The 16,030-nt window shown below is 51.4% G+C and carries 16 protein-coding genes; all 16 read left to right on the forward strand.

All coding sequences use genetic code 11. The features are described from left to right. Positions 1 to 34: 34 nt before the first annotated feature. The 16 genes from rimP (at position 35) to MKY59_RS10800 (ending at position 15,761) form a co-directional block, all read left to right on the forward strand. A complete protein-coding gene (gene rimP / locus MKY59_RS10725; protein WP_339277491.1) occupies positions 35 to 496 on the forward strand; it encodes a ribosome maturation factor RimP in 462 nt (153 codons plus the stop codon). Positions 497 to 620: 124 nt separating this feature from the next. Then, positions 621 to 1,718, forward strand: a complete 1,098-nt coding sequence (nusA, locus tag MKY59_RS10730) for a transcription termination factor NusA (RefSeq protein WP_236417129.1) — start codon at positions 621 to 623, stop codon at positions 1,716 to 1,718. Between the two features lie 27 nt (positions 1,719 to 1,745). After that, positions 1,746 to 2,054 (forward strand): YlxR family protein, encoded by a 309-nt coding sequence (locus MKY59_RS10735; RefSeq protein ID WP_236417130.1) that lies wholly within the window; start codon positions 1,746 to 1,748, stop codon positions 2,052 to 2,054. Further along, the gene (locus MKY59_RS10740; protein WP_236417131.1) at positions 2,047 to 2,376 is read left to right on the forward strand and encodes a ribosomal L7Ae/L30e/S12e/Gadd45 family protein; all 330 of its coding nucleotides are present in this window, start codon (positions 2,047 to 2,049) and stop codon (positions 2,374 to 2,376) included. Before MKY59_RS10735 ends, MKY59_RS10740 begins: the two co-directional genes overlap by 8 nt. After that, positions 2,369 to 5,008, forward strand: a complete 2,640-nt coding sequence (gene infB / locus MKY59_RS10745; RefSeq protein ID WP_339277493.1) for a translation initiation factor IF-2 — start codon at positions 2,369 to 2,371, stop codon at positions 5,006 to 5,008. Before MKY59_RS10740 ends, infB begins: the two co-directional genes overlap by 8 nt. Positions 5,009 to 5,033: 25 nt before the next feature. Next, entirely contained in the window at positions 5,034 to 5,393 is a 360-nt protein-coding gene (gene rbfA / locus MKY59_RS10750) for a 30S ribosome-binding factor RbfA (RefSeq protein ID WP_236417134.1), read from the forward strand. Positions 5,394 to 5,412: 19 nt separating this feature from the next. Then, entirely contained in the window at positions 5,413 to 6,384 is a 972-nt protein-coding gene (locus tag MKY59_RS10755) for a bifunctional oligoribonuclease/PAP phosphatase NrnA (protein ID WP_236417136.1), read from the forward strand. Beyond that, a complete protein-coding gene (truB, locus tag MKY59_RS10760; RefSeq protein WP_339278367.1) occupies positions 6,384 to 7,307 on the forward strand; it encodes a tRNA pseudouridine(55) synthase TruB in 924 nt (307 codons plus the stop codon). The genes MKY59_RS10755 and truB overlap by 1 nt, the downstream gene beginning before the upstream one ends. Positions 7,308 to 7,375: 68 nt before the next feature. Next, positions 7,376 to 8,314, forward strand: a complete 939-nt coding sequence (locus MKY59_RS10765) for a bifunctional riboflavin kinase/FAD synthetase (RefSeq protein ID WP_339277495.1) — start codon at positions 7,376 to 7,378, stop codon at positions 8,312 to 8,314. A gap of 160 nt (positions 8,315 to 8,474) precedes the next feature. Then, positions 8,475 to 8,744: a 30S ribosomal protein S15 gene (rpsO, locus tag MKY59_RS10770; protein WP_056700672.1), complete on the forward strand. Its 270-nt coding sequence runs from the start codon at positions 8,475 to 8,477 to the stop codon at positions 8,742 to 8,744. Between the two features lie 234 nt (positions 8,745 to 8,978). Further along, positions 8,979 to 11,081: a polyribonucleotide nucleotidyltransferase gene (gene pnp, locus MKY59_RS10775; protein ID WP_236417138.1), complete on the forward strand. Its 2,103-nt coding sequence runs from the start codon at positions 8,979 to 8,981 to the stop codon at positions 11,079 to 11,081. Positions 11,082 to 11,282: 201 nt separating this feature from the next. Further along, positions 11,283 to 12,278: a polysaccharide deacetylase family protein gene (locus MKY59_RS10780; RefSeq protein ID WP_339277496.1), complete on the forward strand. Its 996-nt coding sequence runs from the start codon at positions 11,283 to 11,285 to the stop codon at positions 12,276 to 12,278. A 103-nt stretch (positions 12,279 to 12,381) separates the two neighbouring features. Then, entirely contained in the window at positions 12,382 to 13,665 is a 1,284-nt protein-coding gene (locus tag MKY59_RS10785; protein WP_236417140.1) for a pitrilysin family protein, read from the forward strand. Then, positions 13,619 to 14,071 carry a dUTP diphosphatase gene (dut, locus tag MKY59_RS10790; RefSeq protein WP_236417141.1) on the forward strand — a complete coding sequence of 151 codons (453 nt, stop codon included), beginning with the start codon at positions 13,619 to 13,621 and terminating at the stop codon, positions 14,069 to 14,071. Before MKY59_RS10785 ends, dut begins: the two co-directional genes overlap by 47 nt. 197 nt (positions 14,072 to 14,268) lie before the next feature. Next, a complete protein-coding gene (gene dpsA, locus MKY59_RS10795; RefSeq protein ID WP_236417142.1) occupies positions 14,269 to 15,168 on the forward strand; it encodes a dipicolinate synthase subunit DpsA in 900 nt (299 codons plus the stop codon). Further along, the gene (locus MKY59_RS10800) at positions 15,165 to 15,761 is read left to right on the forward strand and encodes a dipicolinate synthase subunit B (protein ID WP_236417143.1); all 597 of its coding nucleotides are present in this window, start codon (positions 15,165 to 15,167) and stop codon (positions 15,759 to 15,761) included. Before dpsA ends, MKY59_RS10800 begins: the two co-directional genes overlap by 4 nt. Positions 15,762 to 16,030 lie beyond the last annotated feature (269 nt).

Below are 16,030 nucleotides of genomic sequence, written 5' to 3' on the forward strand. Positions count from 1 at the left end.
TGGCCGGTGTAACCTAAGTTGGAGGTTATCGGTTTTGAGCACATCGAAGATTAAATCTACTGTGGAAGAAATGATCCAACCCTATTTGAATGAACAAGGCTTCGAGCTGGTTGACATCGAATATGTCAAAGAAGGCAGCAGTTGGTTTCTGCGGGTATATGTCGACAAAGAAGGCGGTATCGACATTGACGATTGCGTCATGATCAGCGAGCAGCTTAGCGCCAAGCTCGACGAGACCGATCCGATTCCGACCGTCTACTTCCTTGAAGTGTCCTCTCCGGGTGCGGAACGTCCACTGAAAAAGCCGGAGGACGTTACCAAAGCCGTAGGCAAAAACGTATATGTGACGACCTACGGACCGGTGAACGGAATGAAAGAGTTTGAAGGCAAACTGCTTTCTTTTGATGGCAGTGAGCTTGTCATTGAGGCCGGCAAGAAACAACATGCCGTTTCTTATGACAAGATTGCAAGCGCGCGCTTGGCCATTCTGTTTTAGGTACCTTGTTCACTTACCTAATGAAAAGACACATCCCTCGCGATAACGGCAAGGTGCCCGGCAGTTTTGGGCCTTCGCCGTTTTACGTATGGGGTGCCATGTTTGAAAGGGGGATCAATTATTCATGAGTATGGACTTTATTGAAGCAATGAATGAATTGGAGCGGGAAAAAGGGATTAGCAAGGATGTGCTGTTTGAAGCCATCGAAGCAGCTCTGATTTCCAGCTACAAACGGAACTTTAACACAGCTCAGAACGTGCGCGTCGACATGAACCGCAACACGGGCGTCATCCGGGTATATGCCCGCAAATTGATCGTCGAGGAAGTATTGGATTCCCGGACGGAAATTTCCTTGCCGGCAGCCCGCGAAATCAATCCTCACTTCCAATTGGAAGATATCGCGGAGATTGAAGTTACGCCGCGCGATTTCGGCCGCATTGCCGCCCAAACGGCGAAACAGGTCGTGACGCAGCGCATTCGCGAAGCAGAACGCGGGTTGATTTACAACGCTTTCGTGGATAAAGAGGAAGATATCGTCACAGGCGTTGTGCAGCGTCAGGATTTGCGCAATATTTACATCGACCTGGGCAAGATCGAAGCGGCATTGCCTTTGACGGAATTGATGCCGAACGAGAAGTTTGCTCACGGCGACCGGATCAAGGCGTACATCACGAAAGTGGAAAATACGACCAAAGGCCCGCAAATCATTTTGTCCCGTACGCATCCAGGTTTGTTGAAACGTCTCTTCGAGCTGGAAGTTCCCGAGATTTTCGACGGCGTGGTAGAAATTCGTTCCGTCGCTCGCGAAGCTGGCTTCCGTTCCAAAATCGCGGTGCATTCCCGCAATGAGGAAGTCGATCCGGTCGGTTCCTGCGTAGGGCCGAAAGGCACGCGCGTGCAGACCATCGTGAATGAGCTGCGCGGCGAGAAAATCGATATCGTTCGATACTCTGAACAAGTGGATGAGTATGTGGCCAATGCCCTCAGCCCTTCCAAAGTTTTGGAGGTTCAGGTATTCGAGGAAGAGAAGATGGCGCGGGTCATCGTTCCTGATTATCAGCTCTCGCTGGCAATCGGGATCAAGGGACAGAATGCCCGTCTTGCGGCCAAACTGACCGGTTGGAAGATCGATATCAAGAGCGAGACCCAGGCAGAACAGGAGTTTGGCAGAGAAAAGGATTCTTCCGCGGAAATGCATCAGGATTCCGTCTCCGTCGACTAGAGCTAAGCACGGGGGGGGCGTTAATGTATGAAACCAAAAAAAGTACCGCTGCGCAAATGTGTGGCGTGTCAGGAAATGATGCCCAAAAAGCAGCTGATTCGCGTGGTCAAAACGCCCGAGGATGAGGTGCTGATCGATCTGACTGGCAAAAAATCCGGACGTGGCGCGTATTTATGCGGCAAAGAATCTTGTTTCAAGCTTGCATTCAAAAACCGGTCCCTGGACCGGGCGTTGAAAGGCAAGGTTTCACCGGAAATTTACGAGCAGCTGGCTGCAGACTTCATTCGCGTGGAGGATGAATTCAAGGCTGCGCAGGAGCGTGATCAGGATGAGTGACCAAAAAGTGTTATCTTACCTCGGACTCGCGATGCGCGCAGGCAAGCTGGCTACCGGTGAAGAAATTGTGCTCAAAGCAATCCGCTCTTCCGAAGCTAAAATGGTTATTGTTGCGGGTGACGCCTCGGCCAATACACAAAAGAAATTTCGCGACAAATGCGGTTCCTACCAGGTGCCGCTCGTCATCGGTTTTGACCGGGATCGCCTGGGTTCAAGTATCGGTAAAGACACGCGGGTTGTTCTTGCAGTAACGGACGTTGGGTTTGCAAAAATGATCTCCAAGCAAGTCGGTATAATGTCGGAGGTGGAGTATATTGAGTAAACAGGACAACAAGGATAAATTGCGGGTTTATGAATATGCGAAGTCCCTTAACATGAGCAGCAAAGAAATCATAACCATTCTTAAAAAACTGGATATTCCGGTGAACAATCATATGAGCGTCATGGAGAATGGTTCGGTGGATAAAGTGGAACAATTTTTTAAAAACATAAAATCATCTGCAGCTACGAAGCAGGGCTCCGAACCAAAGTCCGTTGCCACATCTTCGGTGCGCAGCGACAAAACAGTGGACAACAGCAAGCCGGCCGGCGGAGTGAACACGCCGGGCAATTCAAGTTCTTCCGGCAGTCCCGTACAAACAAAAATACAACAGGAAAAGCAGGTAGGTATGAACAATAGACCAAATTCCAACAATAACAACGGCTCCCAAAGACACAGCGGCCAAGACAGCCGCAACAGATCCAATAGCTCCCAAGGTTCAAACCAAGGGGGACAATCCGGCAACCGCTCCAGACCGGCGCAAAACGGAACTAACGGCAGTGCAGGCTCCCGTCCGCAAGGCGGAACTGGCGGCAGCACCGCATCCCGTCCGCAAGGCGGAACTGGTGGCAGCACCGGATCCCGTCCGCAAGGCGGAGGACAGCGCAGCAACAACAGCGGTGGCGGTCAAGTAAGAAACGCAAATTCAAGCAATGGCGGCAATCGCAGCGGCGGCCAAGGCCAGAGCCAAGGCCAAGGACAAGGACAACGCCGAGGCGGCCAAGGCGGTTCGGGCGGAAACAACAACGGTAACCGTTCCAACAATGGTGGCGGACGTCGTTTCGATGACGGACGCGGCAACAATTTCCGCAACAATCGTGGTGGAAAAAATAACCGTGGCAGAAATCAACACCAGTCCCCGCCGCGCGAGAAAATCGACAATACGCCGAAGAAAATCATCGTTCGTGGTGACATGACGGTAGGCGAAACAGCGAAGCTGCTGCACAAAGACGCTTCCGAGGTGATCAAAAAGCTGATTGGCATGGGCGTTATGGCGACCATCAACCAAGAGCTCGATATTGATACGATTCTTCTTCTCGCGGGTGAATTCGGTGTTGAAGTCGAAGTGAAAATCCCGGTTGAGGACGATCGTTTCGAAACGGTTGAAGAGAACGACGATCCGGCAGATTTGCAGTCCCGTCCACCGGTCGTTACCATCATGGGTCACGTTGACCATGGTAAAACAACGCTGCTTGATGCCATTCGTAGAACAAACGTTACAGGCGGCGAAGCAGGCGGAATCACGCAGCATATCGGTGCTTATCAAGTTGAGATCAACAACAAGAAAATCACGTTCTTGGACACGCCAGGTCACGAAGCGTTTACCGCTATGCGTGCGCGTGGAGCTCAGGTTACGGATATTACCATCATTGTGGTAGCTGCCGATGACGGCGTCATGCCACAAACGGTTGAAGCGATCAACCATGCCAAAGCGGCCGGACTTCCGATTATCGTTGCCGTGAACAAAATCGATAAACCGGGTGCGGACCCAGATCGCGTTAAACAAGAATTGACCAACTATGAGCTCGTTCCGGAAGAGTGGGGCGGCGACACGATCTTTGTTAACGTTTCGGCGAAACAACGCATCGGACTGGAAGGTCTGCTTGAAATGATTCTGCTCGTTGCAGAAGTAAACGAGTACAAAGCCAACCCGAACAAACGTGCCCGCGGTACGGTGATCGAAGCCGAGCTCGACAAAGGCCGTGGCCCGGTAGCTCGCGTTCTCGTACAGCACGGAACATTGAAAGTCGGGGATGCGTTTGTTGCAGGTAACTGTTTCGGACGTGTGCGCGCAATGGTCAATGACAAAGGACGCCGTTTGAAAGAAGCCGGACCTTCGACACCTGTAGAGATTACCGGTTTGACCGAAGTTCCAGGCGCAGGCGATCCGTTCATGGTATTCGAAGACGAGCGCAAGGCACGTTCGATTGCCGACAAACGCGCGATTACGCAGCGTGAGTCCGATCTGGGCACCAACACACGCGTAACGCTGGATGATTTGTTCAAACACATCAAAGACGGCGAAATCAAGGATCTGAACGTGATCATCAAAGGTGACGTGCAAGGTTCGGTTGAGGCGCTGAAAAGCTCCCTTGCCAAAATCGAAGTCGAAGGTGTGCGCGTAAAAATCATTCACAGTGGTGCAGGTGCAATTACCGAGTCTGACATCATTCTCGCGACGGCATCGAACGCCATCGTGATCGGTTTCAATGTGCGTCCTGACAATCAGGCGAAAATCACGGCTGAGCAGGAGCAAGTAGACATTCGTCTGCATCGCGTCATCTACAGCGTGATCGAGGAAATCGAACAGGCGATGAAGGGTATGCTTGATCCGGTCTACAAAGAGAATGTCATTGGGCATGCAGAAGTTCGCAACACGTTCAAAATCAGCAAAGTGGGTACCATTGCAGGTTGTATGGTTACTTCCGGCAAAATCACACGTTCGGCGGAAGCTCGCCTGATTCGTGACGGCATCGTGCTGTACGAAGGCAAGCTGGATTCCTTGAAACGTTACAAAGATGATGCTAAAGAAGTAGCACAGGGCTACGAGTGCGGTATTACGCTGGATAATTATAACGATCTCAAAGAAGGCGACGTGATCGAAGCTTTCGTGATGGAGACCGTAGAACGATAAGCAAGGAAGCATGAGGTGAACAACGATGGCCAAGATTCGTACTGGCAGAGTAGGCGAACAGATCAAAAAAGAGCTTAGCTTGCTGATTCAATCGGAACTGAAAGATCCGCGCATCGGCTTTGTCACGGTGACAGGCGTTGAAGTAACTAACGACCTGTCCCAAGCCAAAGTATATCTGAGTGTTTTCGGGGATGAAGAACAGAAGGATAATTCGCTTAAAGCGCTCGGAAAAGCAAATGGGTTTTTGCGTTCCGAGCTTGGCAAGCGCATCAGACTTCGCCATGTTCCCGAATTGATCTTCAAGATTGATGAGTCGATTGCCTATGGCAGCCGCATTGAAAAGCTGCTCGGGGATATCGGCAGCGATAACAACGAATCCCAGTAATTGCATAAAGGAGACGGCTATGCACACTTATGAACAGGCACTTCAGGACGGAAAGCAATTTCTGCTGGAGCATGACGATTACCTGGTCGTGTCGCATGTACAGCCGGACGGTGACGCAGTCAGCTCTACGGTAACGGTGGGCTGGCTGCTGTCATGTCTGGGGAAAACTTTCACGATGATGAACGAAGGCGAGATTCCGCAGCGCATGCGCTTCTTGTGGAATGCGGACCGCATCGTGAACATGACCGAACAGCCGCCGCAGCGGAAGTACAAAGCAGTCATTTGCGTGGATTGTGCAGATTTTGCAAGAGTGGGCTTAACGAAGCAATATTTTGAAGAAGATGCCCTCATTTTGAATATCGACCATCATCCGACCAATGACGGTTACGGCACGGTGAATATCATTAAACCAGATGCAGCAGCAACGGCTGAAATTTTATTCGATTTTGTCGGACAGTTTCCGATCCAGATGGACAAGGCTGCGGCTACGGCTATTTATACAGGACTGTTAACGGATACGGGTGGATTTCGGTATGCCAACACAAGTCCTAATGTGATGACAACCGCCTCCAAATTGCTGGAGTATGGCGTGGATGGGCCGATGCTGGCCCAAATCCTGTTGGAGCAGGTTACTCTCCCGCAGGTGCGTATCCTGAACAAAGCGCTTTCCAGTCTGAAGATGACCGACGATGGCAAAATTGCCTGGGTAGTGATCACTCCCGAGGACATGGTGGCTTGCGGCGCGGCGAATGAAGATTTGGAAGGGATCGTCAACTATCCCCGCAATATTGAAGGGGTTGAAGTCGGTATTTTTTTCAAAGTCATTCATGACCAGGCCGTCAAAGTCTCTCTTCGTTCTGCAGGCAAGGTCAACGTCGCTGCACTTGCGCAAACCTTCGGCGGAGGCGGGCATGTGCTCGCTGCCGGTTGCCGGCTGGAAGGAAGCTTGGATGATATCGTAGACCGTGTATTGAAGCAGGTGAATGTATGATGGTAAAACCGTTTGAAGGGATTTTGCCGGTGTATAAGCCGGCAGGATTCACGTCCCATGATGTCGTTGCCAAAATGCGGCGAATCTTGAAGATGAAACGGATCGGACATACAGGAACGTTGGACCCTCAAGTCACGGGGGTACTCCCTTTGTGTCTTGGACGAGCAACAAGAGTTGTGGAGTACATGCAGGAACTTCCGAAGGAGTATCTGGCAACGTTGAGACTTGGATTGTCCACCGATACAGAAGATATGACAGGTGAAGTTACCCAGCGGGCAGATGAACCGGTTCGTGTGGCAGAGGCGCAAGTTTTGCAGGTATTGCAGCAGTTTCTGGGTACGATCTCCCAGGTTCCGCCCATGTTTTCCGCGGTCAAGGTCGATGGCAAACGGTTGTACGAGCTTGCCCGTGAAGGAAAAACCGTGGAACGCAAAAGCCGCGAAGTGACTATTCATGAATTGGAGCTGACGGGCATGGACGTCAGAGAAGATGTGACGGACATTTCCTTCCGCGCGCTATGTTCCAAGGGCACCTACATACGGACGTTGTGCGTCGACATTGGCAAGGCGCTAGGTTATCCTTCCACGATGGTGAAGCTGGAACGTACGATATCTGCAGGCATTCCGGCAGACCGCTGCTTGCATATCGAAGACGTGGAGCGGCGTATGGCGGACGGAACGTTGGCCGATGCGCTGATTCCAGTGGATGAAGCTATTGGCTACTTGCCTGCCCATACGGTTGGCGATGCGCAGGCCAAAGGAGCCCTTCAGGGGCAAAAGCTATCGGCAAAGCTGCTCGATCCTCCCGCGGAGAAACCCGGACTTCTGCGTTTGTATGCGCAGGACGGCACATTTTATGGTATTTTCGAACGGGATGAAGCCAAACCGACGGTGAAGGCGGTTAAAGTTTTTTTGCCGGAATAAGGAAAACTTGAGTTTAGGCCGCGGTGATGCTAAGCTCTGTCTATCAAGCGAATTGCAGGTGAATGATTGTGAAAACGGTAATGCTATCGTATCCGCGGACGTTATCGTCCGAAGAATTGCATCCCCAGCCGCAGGTGCTGGCCATCGGCCAATTTGACGGACTGCATCTCGGGCATGCCAGCGTCATTTTATCGGCTGTGCGCATTGCGCGTGAAACCGGCACGCAAGCGGCCGTCATGACTTTTCACCCACACCCGAAAGAAGTCATGCGCAAAGGGGACTATGAGGGATATTTGACTCCTCTGAAAGATAAAGAAGACATCCTTTCAGCGATGGGAGTGGATGTGCTTTATGTCGTTGAGTTCAACGAACAATTCTCCCACTTGTCGCCAGACCAGTTTGTGCAGGATCTGCTGCTTCCATTACAAACGCGAACTGCGGTCGTCGGATTCGATTTCCGTTTCGGCCACAAGGGAGCAGGGGACGAAGCGCTGCTTCGAGAACTGGGGGGCGAGCAAATGAGCGTTGAGACGGTGCCGCCGTTTCTGTTAGGCGGCAAGAAGGTCAGCAGCTCGCTCATCCGGGGGCTGCTCCAGCGGGGCGAAATGGATGAGGCGAGTCGCTGGCTTGGAAGGCCGTACAGCATACGCGGCACCGTGGTGCATGGGGAGAAAAGAGGGCGAACCATCGGCTTCCCTACCGCCAATCTTGAGCTCACGGACCGTTACGTTGCACCGGCTACCGGCGTTTATGCCGTGCGAGTGGAGTATCGGGGACAGGAGCTGCGCGGGGTCATGAACCTTGGCGTGAAACCGACGTTTCATGAGCAGGGCATGAAACCGACCTTTGAAGTGCATCTGCTCGATTTCGAGGGGCAGCTGTATGATGAGGAATTGAAGGTAGAGCTGGTTCATTACATCCGTCCGGAACGCAAGTTTGCATCCATTGATGCACTCATTGCCCAGATTCGCGAGGATGCATTGACTGCCGCAAGGCTGCTCGGTTAACCATTGCATAATAAAATGGATGTTTACATTTACTTTTATTGGGCAACTATGATATAATGTACTACGTTGTCCTTCGGGGCGACATTAACCTTGGCTTGGTTGCTTGCTCTCACCGGCGGTAACGAGGCTAATGGCGATTATTATGAAGGAGGTGAATAGGATGGCATTGACTCAAGAACGCAAACAACAACTGATCGACGAGCACAAAACTCATGAGTCCGATACAGGATCTCCTGAAGTGCAAGTTGCTATCCTTACGGAAAACATCAGAAGTTTGACAGACCACTTGCGTACGCACAAGAAAGACCACCACTCCCGTCGTGGCCTTTTGAAAATGGTAGGTCAACGTCGTAAGCTTTTGGCTTACGTGAAAAACAAAGATGTTAAACGTTACAGCGCACTGATCGAAAAACTCGGATTGCGTCGTTAATTATCGTACATGTCTTCAAAACCAACCTGGCTGTTATCCGCCGTTCTTTTGTCTGAAAGGACAAGCGGGCCCACAGCCGGGTTGTTTTGTAGATGAACGCGGTGCCATATATTTGTAAATGAACGCTCCGCAAGGAGCTTTTGTTTTGCATGAGAGTATATTAGAGCATGCAGGAAATACTGTGAGAATGCAGAATCCATTGATGTAAGATTGATTTAAACAAGGAGGGATTTCATGGAAAAACATGTTGAAATGCAGCTTGGCGGCAGAAAGCTTGTGCTTGAAACAGGCCGTTTGGCGAAACAGGCCAATGCCGCTGTTAAAGTGACTTACGGCGATACCGTTGTACTGTGTACCGTAACGGCTTCCAGCGAGCCTAAAGATCTGGACTTCTTCCCGCTGACAGTTAACTATGAAGAAAGATTGTATGCCGTAGGTAAAATTCCGGGTGGATTCATCAAACGGGAAGGAAGACCGAGCGAAAAGGCGATTTTGGCCAGCCGTCTGACAGACCGTCCGATTCGCCCATTGTTCCCGGAAGGTTTCCGCAATGATGTACAAGTCTTGAATCTGGTGATGAGCGTGGATCAGGATTGCGAACCTCAGATCGCTGCCATGATCGGTACTTCCGCAGCGCTGAGCATTTCGGATGTTCCGTTCAGCGGTCCGATCGGCGGCGTAAAAGTGGGACGCATCAACGGGGAGTTTGTGGTTAACCCGACGATTGCACAGCTTGAAGTCAGCGACATCGAGTTGGTTGTTGCAGGTACCCGCGATGCAATTATGATGGTTGAAGCCGAAGCCAATGAGGTTCCGGAAGACATTATGCTTGAAGCGATCATGTTCGGTCATGAAGAGATCAGAAAGATCGTGACTGTCATCGAAGAGCTGGTAGAGATTGCCGGCAAAGAGAAGATGGCCGTAAAACTGCACGCGGTTAACGAAAACGTAAACCAAGAAGTGCGTGAATTTGCGGCAGGCCGCTTGGTGGAAGCCGTCAAAATTGCCGAGAAGCACGCTCGTCAGGATGCGATTGATGCCATCAACGATGAGACCGTCGCTCATTTCGAGGAAAAATATTTGGAAACTCCGGAATTGCTCAAAGATGTGAAAGAGGTCCTGCATGACATCGTCAAGGAGGAAGTGCGTCGTCTGATTACGCATGACAAAGTCCGTCCGGACGGCCGAGGATTGGCTGAAATTCGCCCGATCGAATGCGACACCTCGCTGCTGCCACGCACGCACGGCTCCGGTCTGTTTACGCGTGGACAAACACAAGCTCTCAGCGTATGTACGCTTGGCGCATTGGGGGATGTTCAGATTCTGGACGGCATCAGTCTGGAAGAATCCAAACGATTCATGCATCATTACAATTTCCCTCCGTTCAGCGTCGGTGAAGCTCGTCCGCTGCGTGCTCCAGGCCGTCGCGAAATCGGACATGGTGCGCTCGGTGAACGTGCGTTGGCCAAAGTCATTCCTTCGGAAACGGAATTCCCGTATACGATCCGTCTCGTATCCGAGGTGCTGGAATCCAATGGCTCCACATCACAAGCAAGTATTTGTGCAAGTACACTCGCGATGATGGATGCAGGCGTGCCGATTAAAGCCCCGGTAGCCGGAATTGCGATGGGATTGATCAAAGATGGAGAACATGTATCCATCCTTAGTGACATTCAAGGCATGGAGGATCACCTGGGAGACATGGACTTCAAAGTGGCGGGAACGGCAGAAGGCGTAACCGCAATTCAGATGGATATCAAAATCGACGGAATCGACCGTAAAATTTTGTCCGAGGCGCTTGCACAGGCTAAAGAAGGCCGCATGCACATCCTCGGCAAAATGAATGAAGTCATTCAGGCTCCGCGCGAGAATCTGTCGCAGTATGCTCCGAAAATTTTGACGATGCATATCAATCCTGACAAAATTCGTGACGTTATTGGTGCTGGCGGTAAAATCATCAATAAAATCATCGAAGAGACCGGCGTGAAAATTGATATCGAGCAAGATGGACGCGTCTTTATCGCATCTTCCAACCAGGAGATGAACGAAAAAGCCAGATCCATTATCGAAGGGATCGTACGCGAGGTTGTTGTCGGAGAGATTTATGTCGGCAAAGTGAAGCGCGTTGAGAAGTTTGGCGCATTCGTCGAAGTGCTTCCGAACAAGGAGGGTCTCGTACATATCTCGCAATTGTCGACCGAGCGCGTTGGCAAAGTGGAGGATGTCGTTGCCGTTGGCGATTCCATTACCGTCAAAGTCACGGAAATCGATCAACAAGGCCGGATCAACTTGTCTCGCAAAGCCGTGCTGACTGCGGAAGCTCCTGCTCAATCCTAAACGTCAGCCAATCGAATACATGTAAAGAAGTTGAAGAGGCAGAAGCTGTATTTCTGGCTCTTTTTTTATATGTCCAAAGCATTCGTTCTCCATGTTCGCACATAAGGAGACGTATTTTTCATCCGATTTTACTCTCGGGATCATTCATATTCCGTCCCTTGTCCTCATATGATGTGGACAAAGACGGCGGGAGGATGAGCTGTGAAAAAACAAACGAAAAAACTGGCTGCTGTCCTGGCAGGTTTGGCAGTGGTCGTGCTGGCCGGACAAGCGGATGGTGTTCGTACATACATTTCGGAGATACGGGAGGGCCCAGGCACTCAAAATGCGTTCGACATGTTTAAAGAAGCTACTGGAGAGGACGCGCTGCTGGAAGCCATTCGGAAAAAGGCGGAAGAGACAAAGGTTGCCCCCATCAATGCCAGGGTTGATCGGGTCTGGAAGGCCATTCCGGGTTATAATGGTTTGGAAATCGATGTGGAGGCCACTTACCGCAAAGCCCTTGGAGGCTCACTGAATACGAAGCTTTCGTATGTGTACCGTGAGACCAAACCCGAAATCGGGCTTGAAGACTTGGGAGCACACCCGATTTATCGTGGGAACCCCGAGAAGCCAATGGTTTCATTTATGATCAACGTAGCCTGGGGAAACGAATACATCAAACCGATGCTGGACACGCTGGATGCCGAAAAGGTGAAGGCGACCTTTTTTCTGGACGGCAGTTGGCTAAGCAAAAACGCGGAGCTGGCCAAGGAAATTCAGAAACGGGGACATGAAATGTCCAACCATGCGTATTCGCATCCAGACATGAGCCGATTGAGCGCGGAGCGGGCGAGACAGGAAATCGCGAAAACGGAAGAACTCCTGAAGCAAACGCTGGGTGTGGACAACCAATGGTTTGCCCCACCGTCCGGGGATTTCAACCAAAAGACAGTCGAGATCGCTTCCAGCATGGGGCTTAAAACCGTGTTGTGGACGCTGGATACGGTGGACTGGCGCAAACCAAGTCCGGATGCCGTTGTTCATAAAATTTCGCAAAAGGTGGAGGCAGGAACATTGATTTTGATGCACCCGACAGCGTCTGCTTCCGGAGCACTGAAGGGCATGATTGACTCCATCCGCGCCAAGGGACTTACGCTTGGAACGGTCAGTGAGACGTTGTCCTCAAACCGGGTGGCGAAGGCGTCGGTTGAGTGAACGATGATTTTTTGTTAATATCAAACAGTTGGAACCAAATGTCGATTTCGATAGATGCGTTTTTCGGGATCATGGCAATTATAGAGATGTAGGAGGGCCAACCGTGAAAAAAATTCAGCTGGGCAATGGCCTCAGAGTAGTGCTGGAACAAATTCCGACCTGTCGTTCCGTGTCATTCGGAATATGGGTCAAAACCGGCTCGCGCAACGAGCGGTCTGAAAGCAACGGGGTGTCCCACTTTATCGAGCATATGCTGTTTAAAGGCACCGATCGTTTTGATGCCAAAGCGATCGCGGAGCAATTCGACGCCATTGGCGGCAACGTGAATGCTTTTACTTCCAAAGAATACACTTGTTACTACGCAAAAGTATTGGATGAGCATTTGCCGATCGCCGTAGATGTGCTGTCCGATATGTTCTTTCGGTCCAAATTCGACGATGAAGAGTTGTTGAAAGAAAAAAACGTCATTCTGGAAGAAATCTCGATGTACGAAGATACGCCGGATGACATGGTCCATGACCTTATGGCCCAAGCTGCATATGGAGAACACCCGCTGGCTTATCCGATTCTGGGAACGGAAGAGCGGCTTAAAGCGATGGATTCGAGCCATCTGCGGGCGTACATGAACGAACATTATACCATTGAAAATACGGTGATCAGCATTGCGGGCAACATTGACGACAGCGTCATCGATTTGATGGAAAAACACTTTGGGGCGTTTGACCTTCATGGAAAAACGGATGAAGTCGAACTGCCCAAATTCCAGAGCGGTCAACTCTTCCATAAGAAGAAAACCGAGCAGAACCATATCTGCATTTCGTTCCCGGGTTGCAAAATCGGAGATCCGCTGCAATTTGCCATGGTTGTGTTGAACAATGCCATCGGCGGCGGCATGAGCTCGAGACTGTTTCAGGAAATCCGGGAAAAGCGCGGGCTTGCGTATTCCGTATATTCCTACCACAGCTCCCATGCAGACAGCGGTCTGTTTACCATATATGCAGGAACCGCGCCAAAACAGACGAAGGAAGTGCTTGATCTTACCAAAGAAGTGCTGCGTGATCTTGCCGTCAACGGACTGTCCGACGATGAACTTCGCAAAGGCAAGGAGCAGCTGAAAGGCAGCCTGATCCTAAGTTTGGAGAGCACGGGCAGCCGCATGAATCGGCTTGGCAAAAACGAGCTGATGCTTGGGCGTCACCATACGTTGGATGAAATGATCGCCAAAATAGAACAAGTAACGATGGACGATATCGATGCCGTGCTGGACCTGATGTTCGCCGAGCCTTTCGCGCTCGCCATGGTCGGTGCCTCCGATCGCTCCATCGCTGGATTAAGAAGGGATGATTTCGTTGCACTACGTTCAAATTCAAAAACTTCCGGGCAATGAGGATATCAAGCTGCCGCAAAAAATGTCGGAGCTGGCCTCCGGCTTTGACGTTGTCGCTGCTTTGCAGGAGGAGCTCGTCCTGCAGCCGGGCGAACGCGCACTGATCCCGACAGGACTTGCCATGGCCATGCCGGCCGGGCTTGAAGCCCAGGTGCGTCCGCGCAGCGGCCTTGCTTTCAAACATGGCATCACATGCCTGAATACGCCGGGTACCATCGATGCGGACTATCGCGGGGAAGTCAAAGTGCTGTTGATCAATCTTGGACAGGAGCCTTTCACGATCGTACGCGGGGAGCGCATCGCTCAGATCGTATTCCAGACCGTGCCTGACGTACAGTTGACCGAGGTTAGCGAATTGTCTGAAACCGTTCGGGGTGCTGGCGGGTTTGGACATACCGGAAAATAAACCTAAATTAGACATGCCGTCCTTCTCCGGGGACGGCTTTTTTTGTTCTTTCGGACGCAGCGCACGCATCACGGGCGTGCACTTTCCATTTCAGGTGGCTCTGGGAAGTGCAGAGCCTTTTTATGCATTGCTTTCACCACGTTGTGGGCGATTGCATACGATAAGGCATATAGCGTGGTGAAAGGAGTGACGTTCCGATGCTGACCGGAGTCCGGATTGTCGTTCTGGGCGGAGATGCGCGGCAGCTTGAAGTCATTCATAAATGTGCGGAGCTGGATGCCACAATCAGTGTGGTCGGCTTCGACAAGCTGGAGCGCCCGATCGAAGGGATTGAGCATCAGCCATTGGAGGACAGCGTATTCGCTTCGGCCGATGTGTTGGTTTTGCCTGTCGTGGGTTGTGATGATCAAGGGAAGGTAAGTGCAACGTTCAGCGATCTGCCGCTTGTTTTGAAAAGGGAGCATGTGTCTGCATTGCCCGAGCATTGCATTGTGTTTACAGGCATGGCTAAGCCGTATTTGCGCGAGCTGTGCCGGGAGAACGGGTTAAGATTGATGGAAGTGCTGGACCGTGACGAGATTGCCCTATATAACTCCATTCCCACGGCTGAAGGCGCAGTTGCGATGGCAATCCGGGAGACAGACTTTACGATTCACGGCTCGAAGAGCATCGTGCTGGGCCTTGGTCGAACGGGATTCACAATGGCGAAAACGCTGCAGGGCCTCGGAGCTGATATCCGGGTTGGCGTGAGGCGTGAGGAGGATGTGGCGCGTGCAGCCGTCATGGGCTGGAAGCCTTTTTTGACAACGGATTTGGCCGCTCAAACGGGGGAAGTCGACTTGCTTTTTAATACGATACCGACTATGATTATCACAGCACAAATCCTGTCTAGAATGCCGCAAAAAGCAGTGATTATCGATCTTGCATCCGCCCCTGGCGGCTGTGATTTCCGATTTGCTGAAAAACGCGGCATCAAGGCGCTGCTGGCGCCAGGTCTCCCCGGCATTGTTGCTCCCAAAACGGCTGGCGGCATTATTGCCGACGCGTTGATCCGTTTGCTTTTGGAAGAACAAAACGCACGGGAGGTTGAACGATGAACTGGCAGGGAAAAACGGTGGGTTATGCAATTACGGGTTCTCATTGTACATTTGAAGAGGTCATGCCGGTGATCAGCCGGTTTGTAGCGGAAGGGGCGAATGTGGTCCCGATCATATCGAATTCGGTATTGACGACGGACACGCGCTTTGGCACGGCTCAAAATTGGCACAAACAGTTGAAGGACATTACCGGAAATGATATCATTTCCTCGATTGTCGAGGCGGAGCCATTAGGACCGTCCAAACTGCTTGATGTACTTGTCATCGCCCCATGTACGGGCAACACAACCAGCAAGCTGGCCAATGCGATGACCGACAGTCCCGTACTGATGGCAGCCAAGGCGCAGATGCGTAATCAGCGTCCGGTCGTGCTGGCGATTTCGACGAACGATGGTCTTGGACTGAACGCCGCGAACATTGCCAAACTGCTCGTGGCCAAACATATGTACTTCGTGCCGTTCGGGCAGGATGATCCGGTGAGAAAACCGAATTCGCTCGTGGCCAAAATGGAATTGATACCGGAAGCCTGCTGGAGTGCACTTGAGGGCAGGCAGCTGCAGCCTATGATCGTGGAACGCTCCGCAAAGGCGTAGGGTGAAAAGCGTGCTTAAAGAACGCAAATTCATGCATCAACGCATTTGAAGGAATGTCTTCGCGATATGGGAACGGCTAAAGGATTAATGGTCATACGCTTGAAGCAACGATAAATGGTCTGAGAAACAATAGAATCATGGGGGACGTTCCTCCCGATGTTGGCATCTGCTTGATGTTTGAGGATGACATGCGGGCATAGGATGCCTGAAGCGAAAGCCGGATGAGTCAACGATCATGCGTTCACGCAGCGTGTACGTTGCAATCCGGG

The sequence above is a fragment of the Paenibacillus sp. FSL W8-0426 genome (assembly GCF_037969725.1).
GTDB lineage: Bacteria > Bacillota > Bacilli > Paenibacillales > Paenibacillaceae > Paenibacillus > Paenibacillus hubeiensis.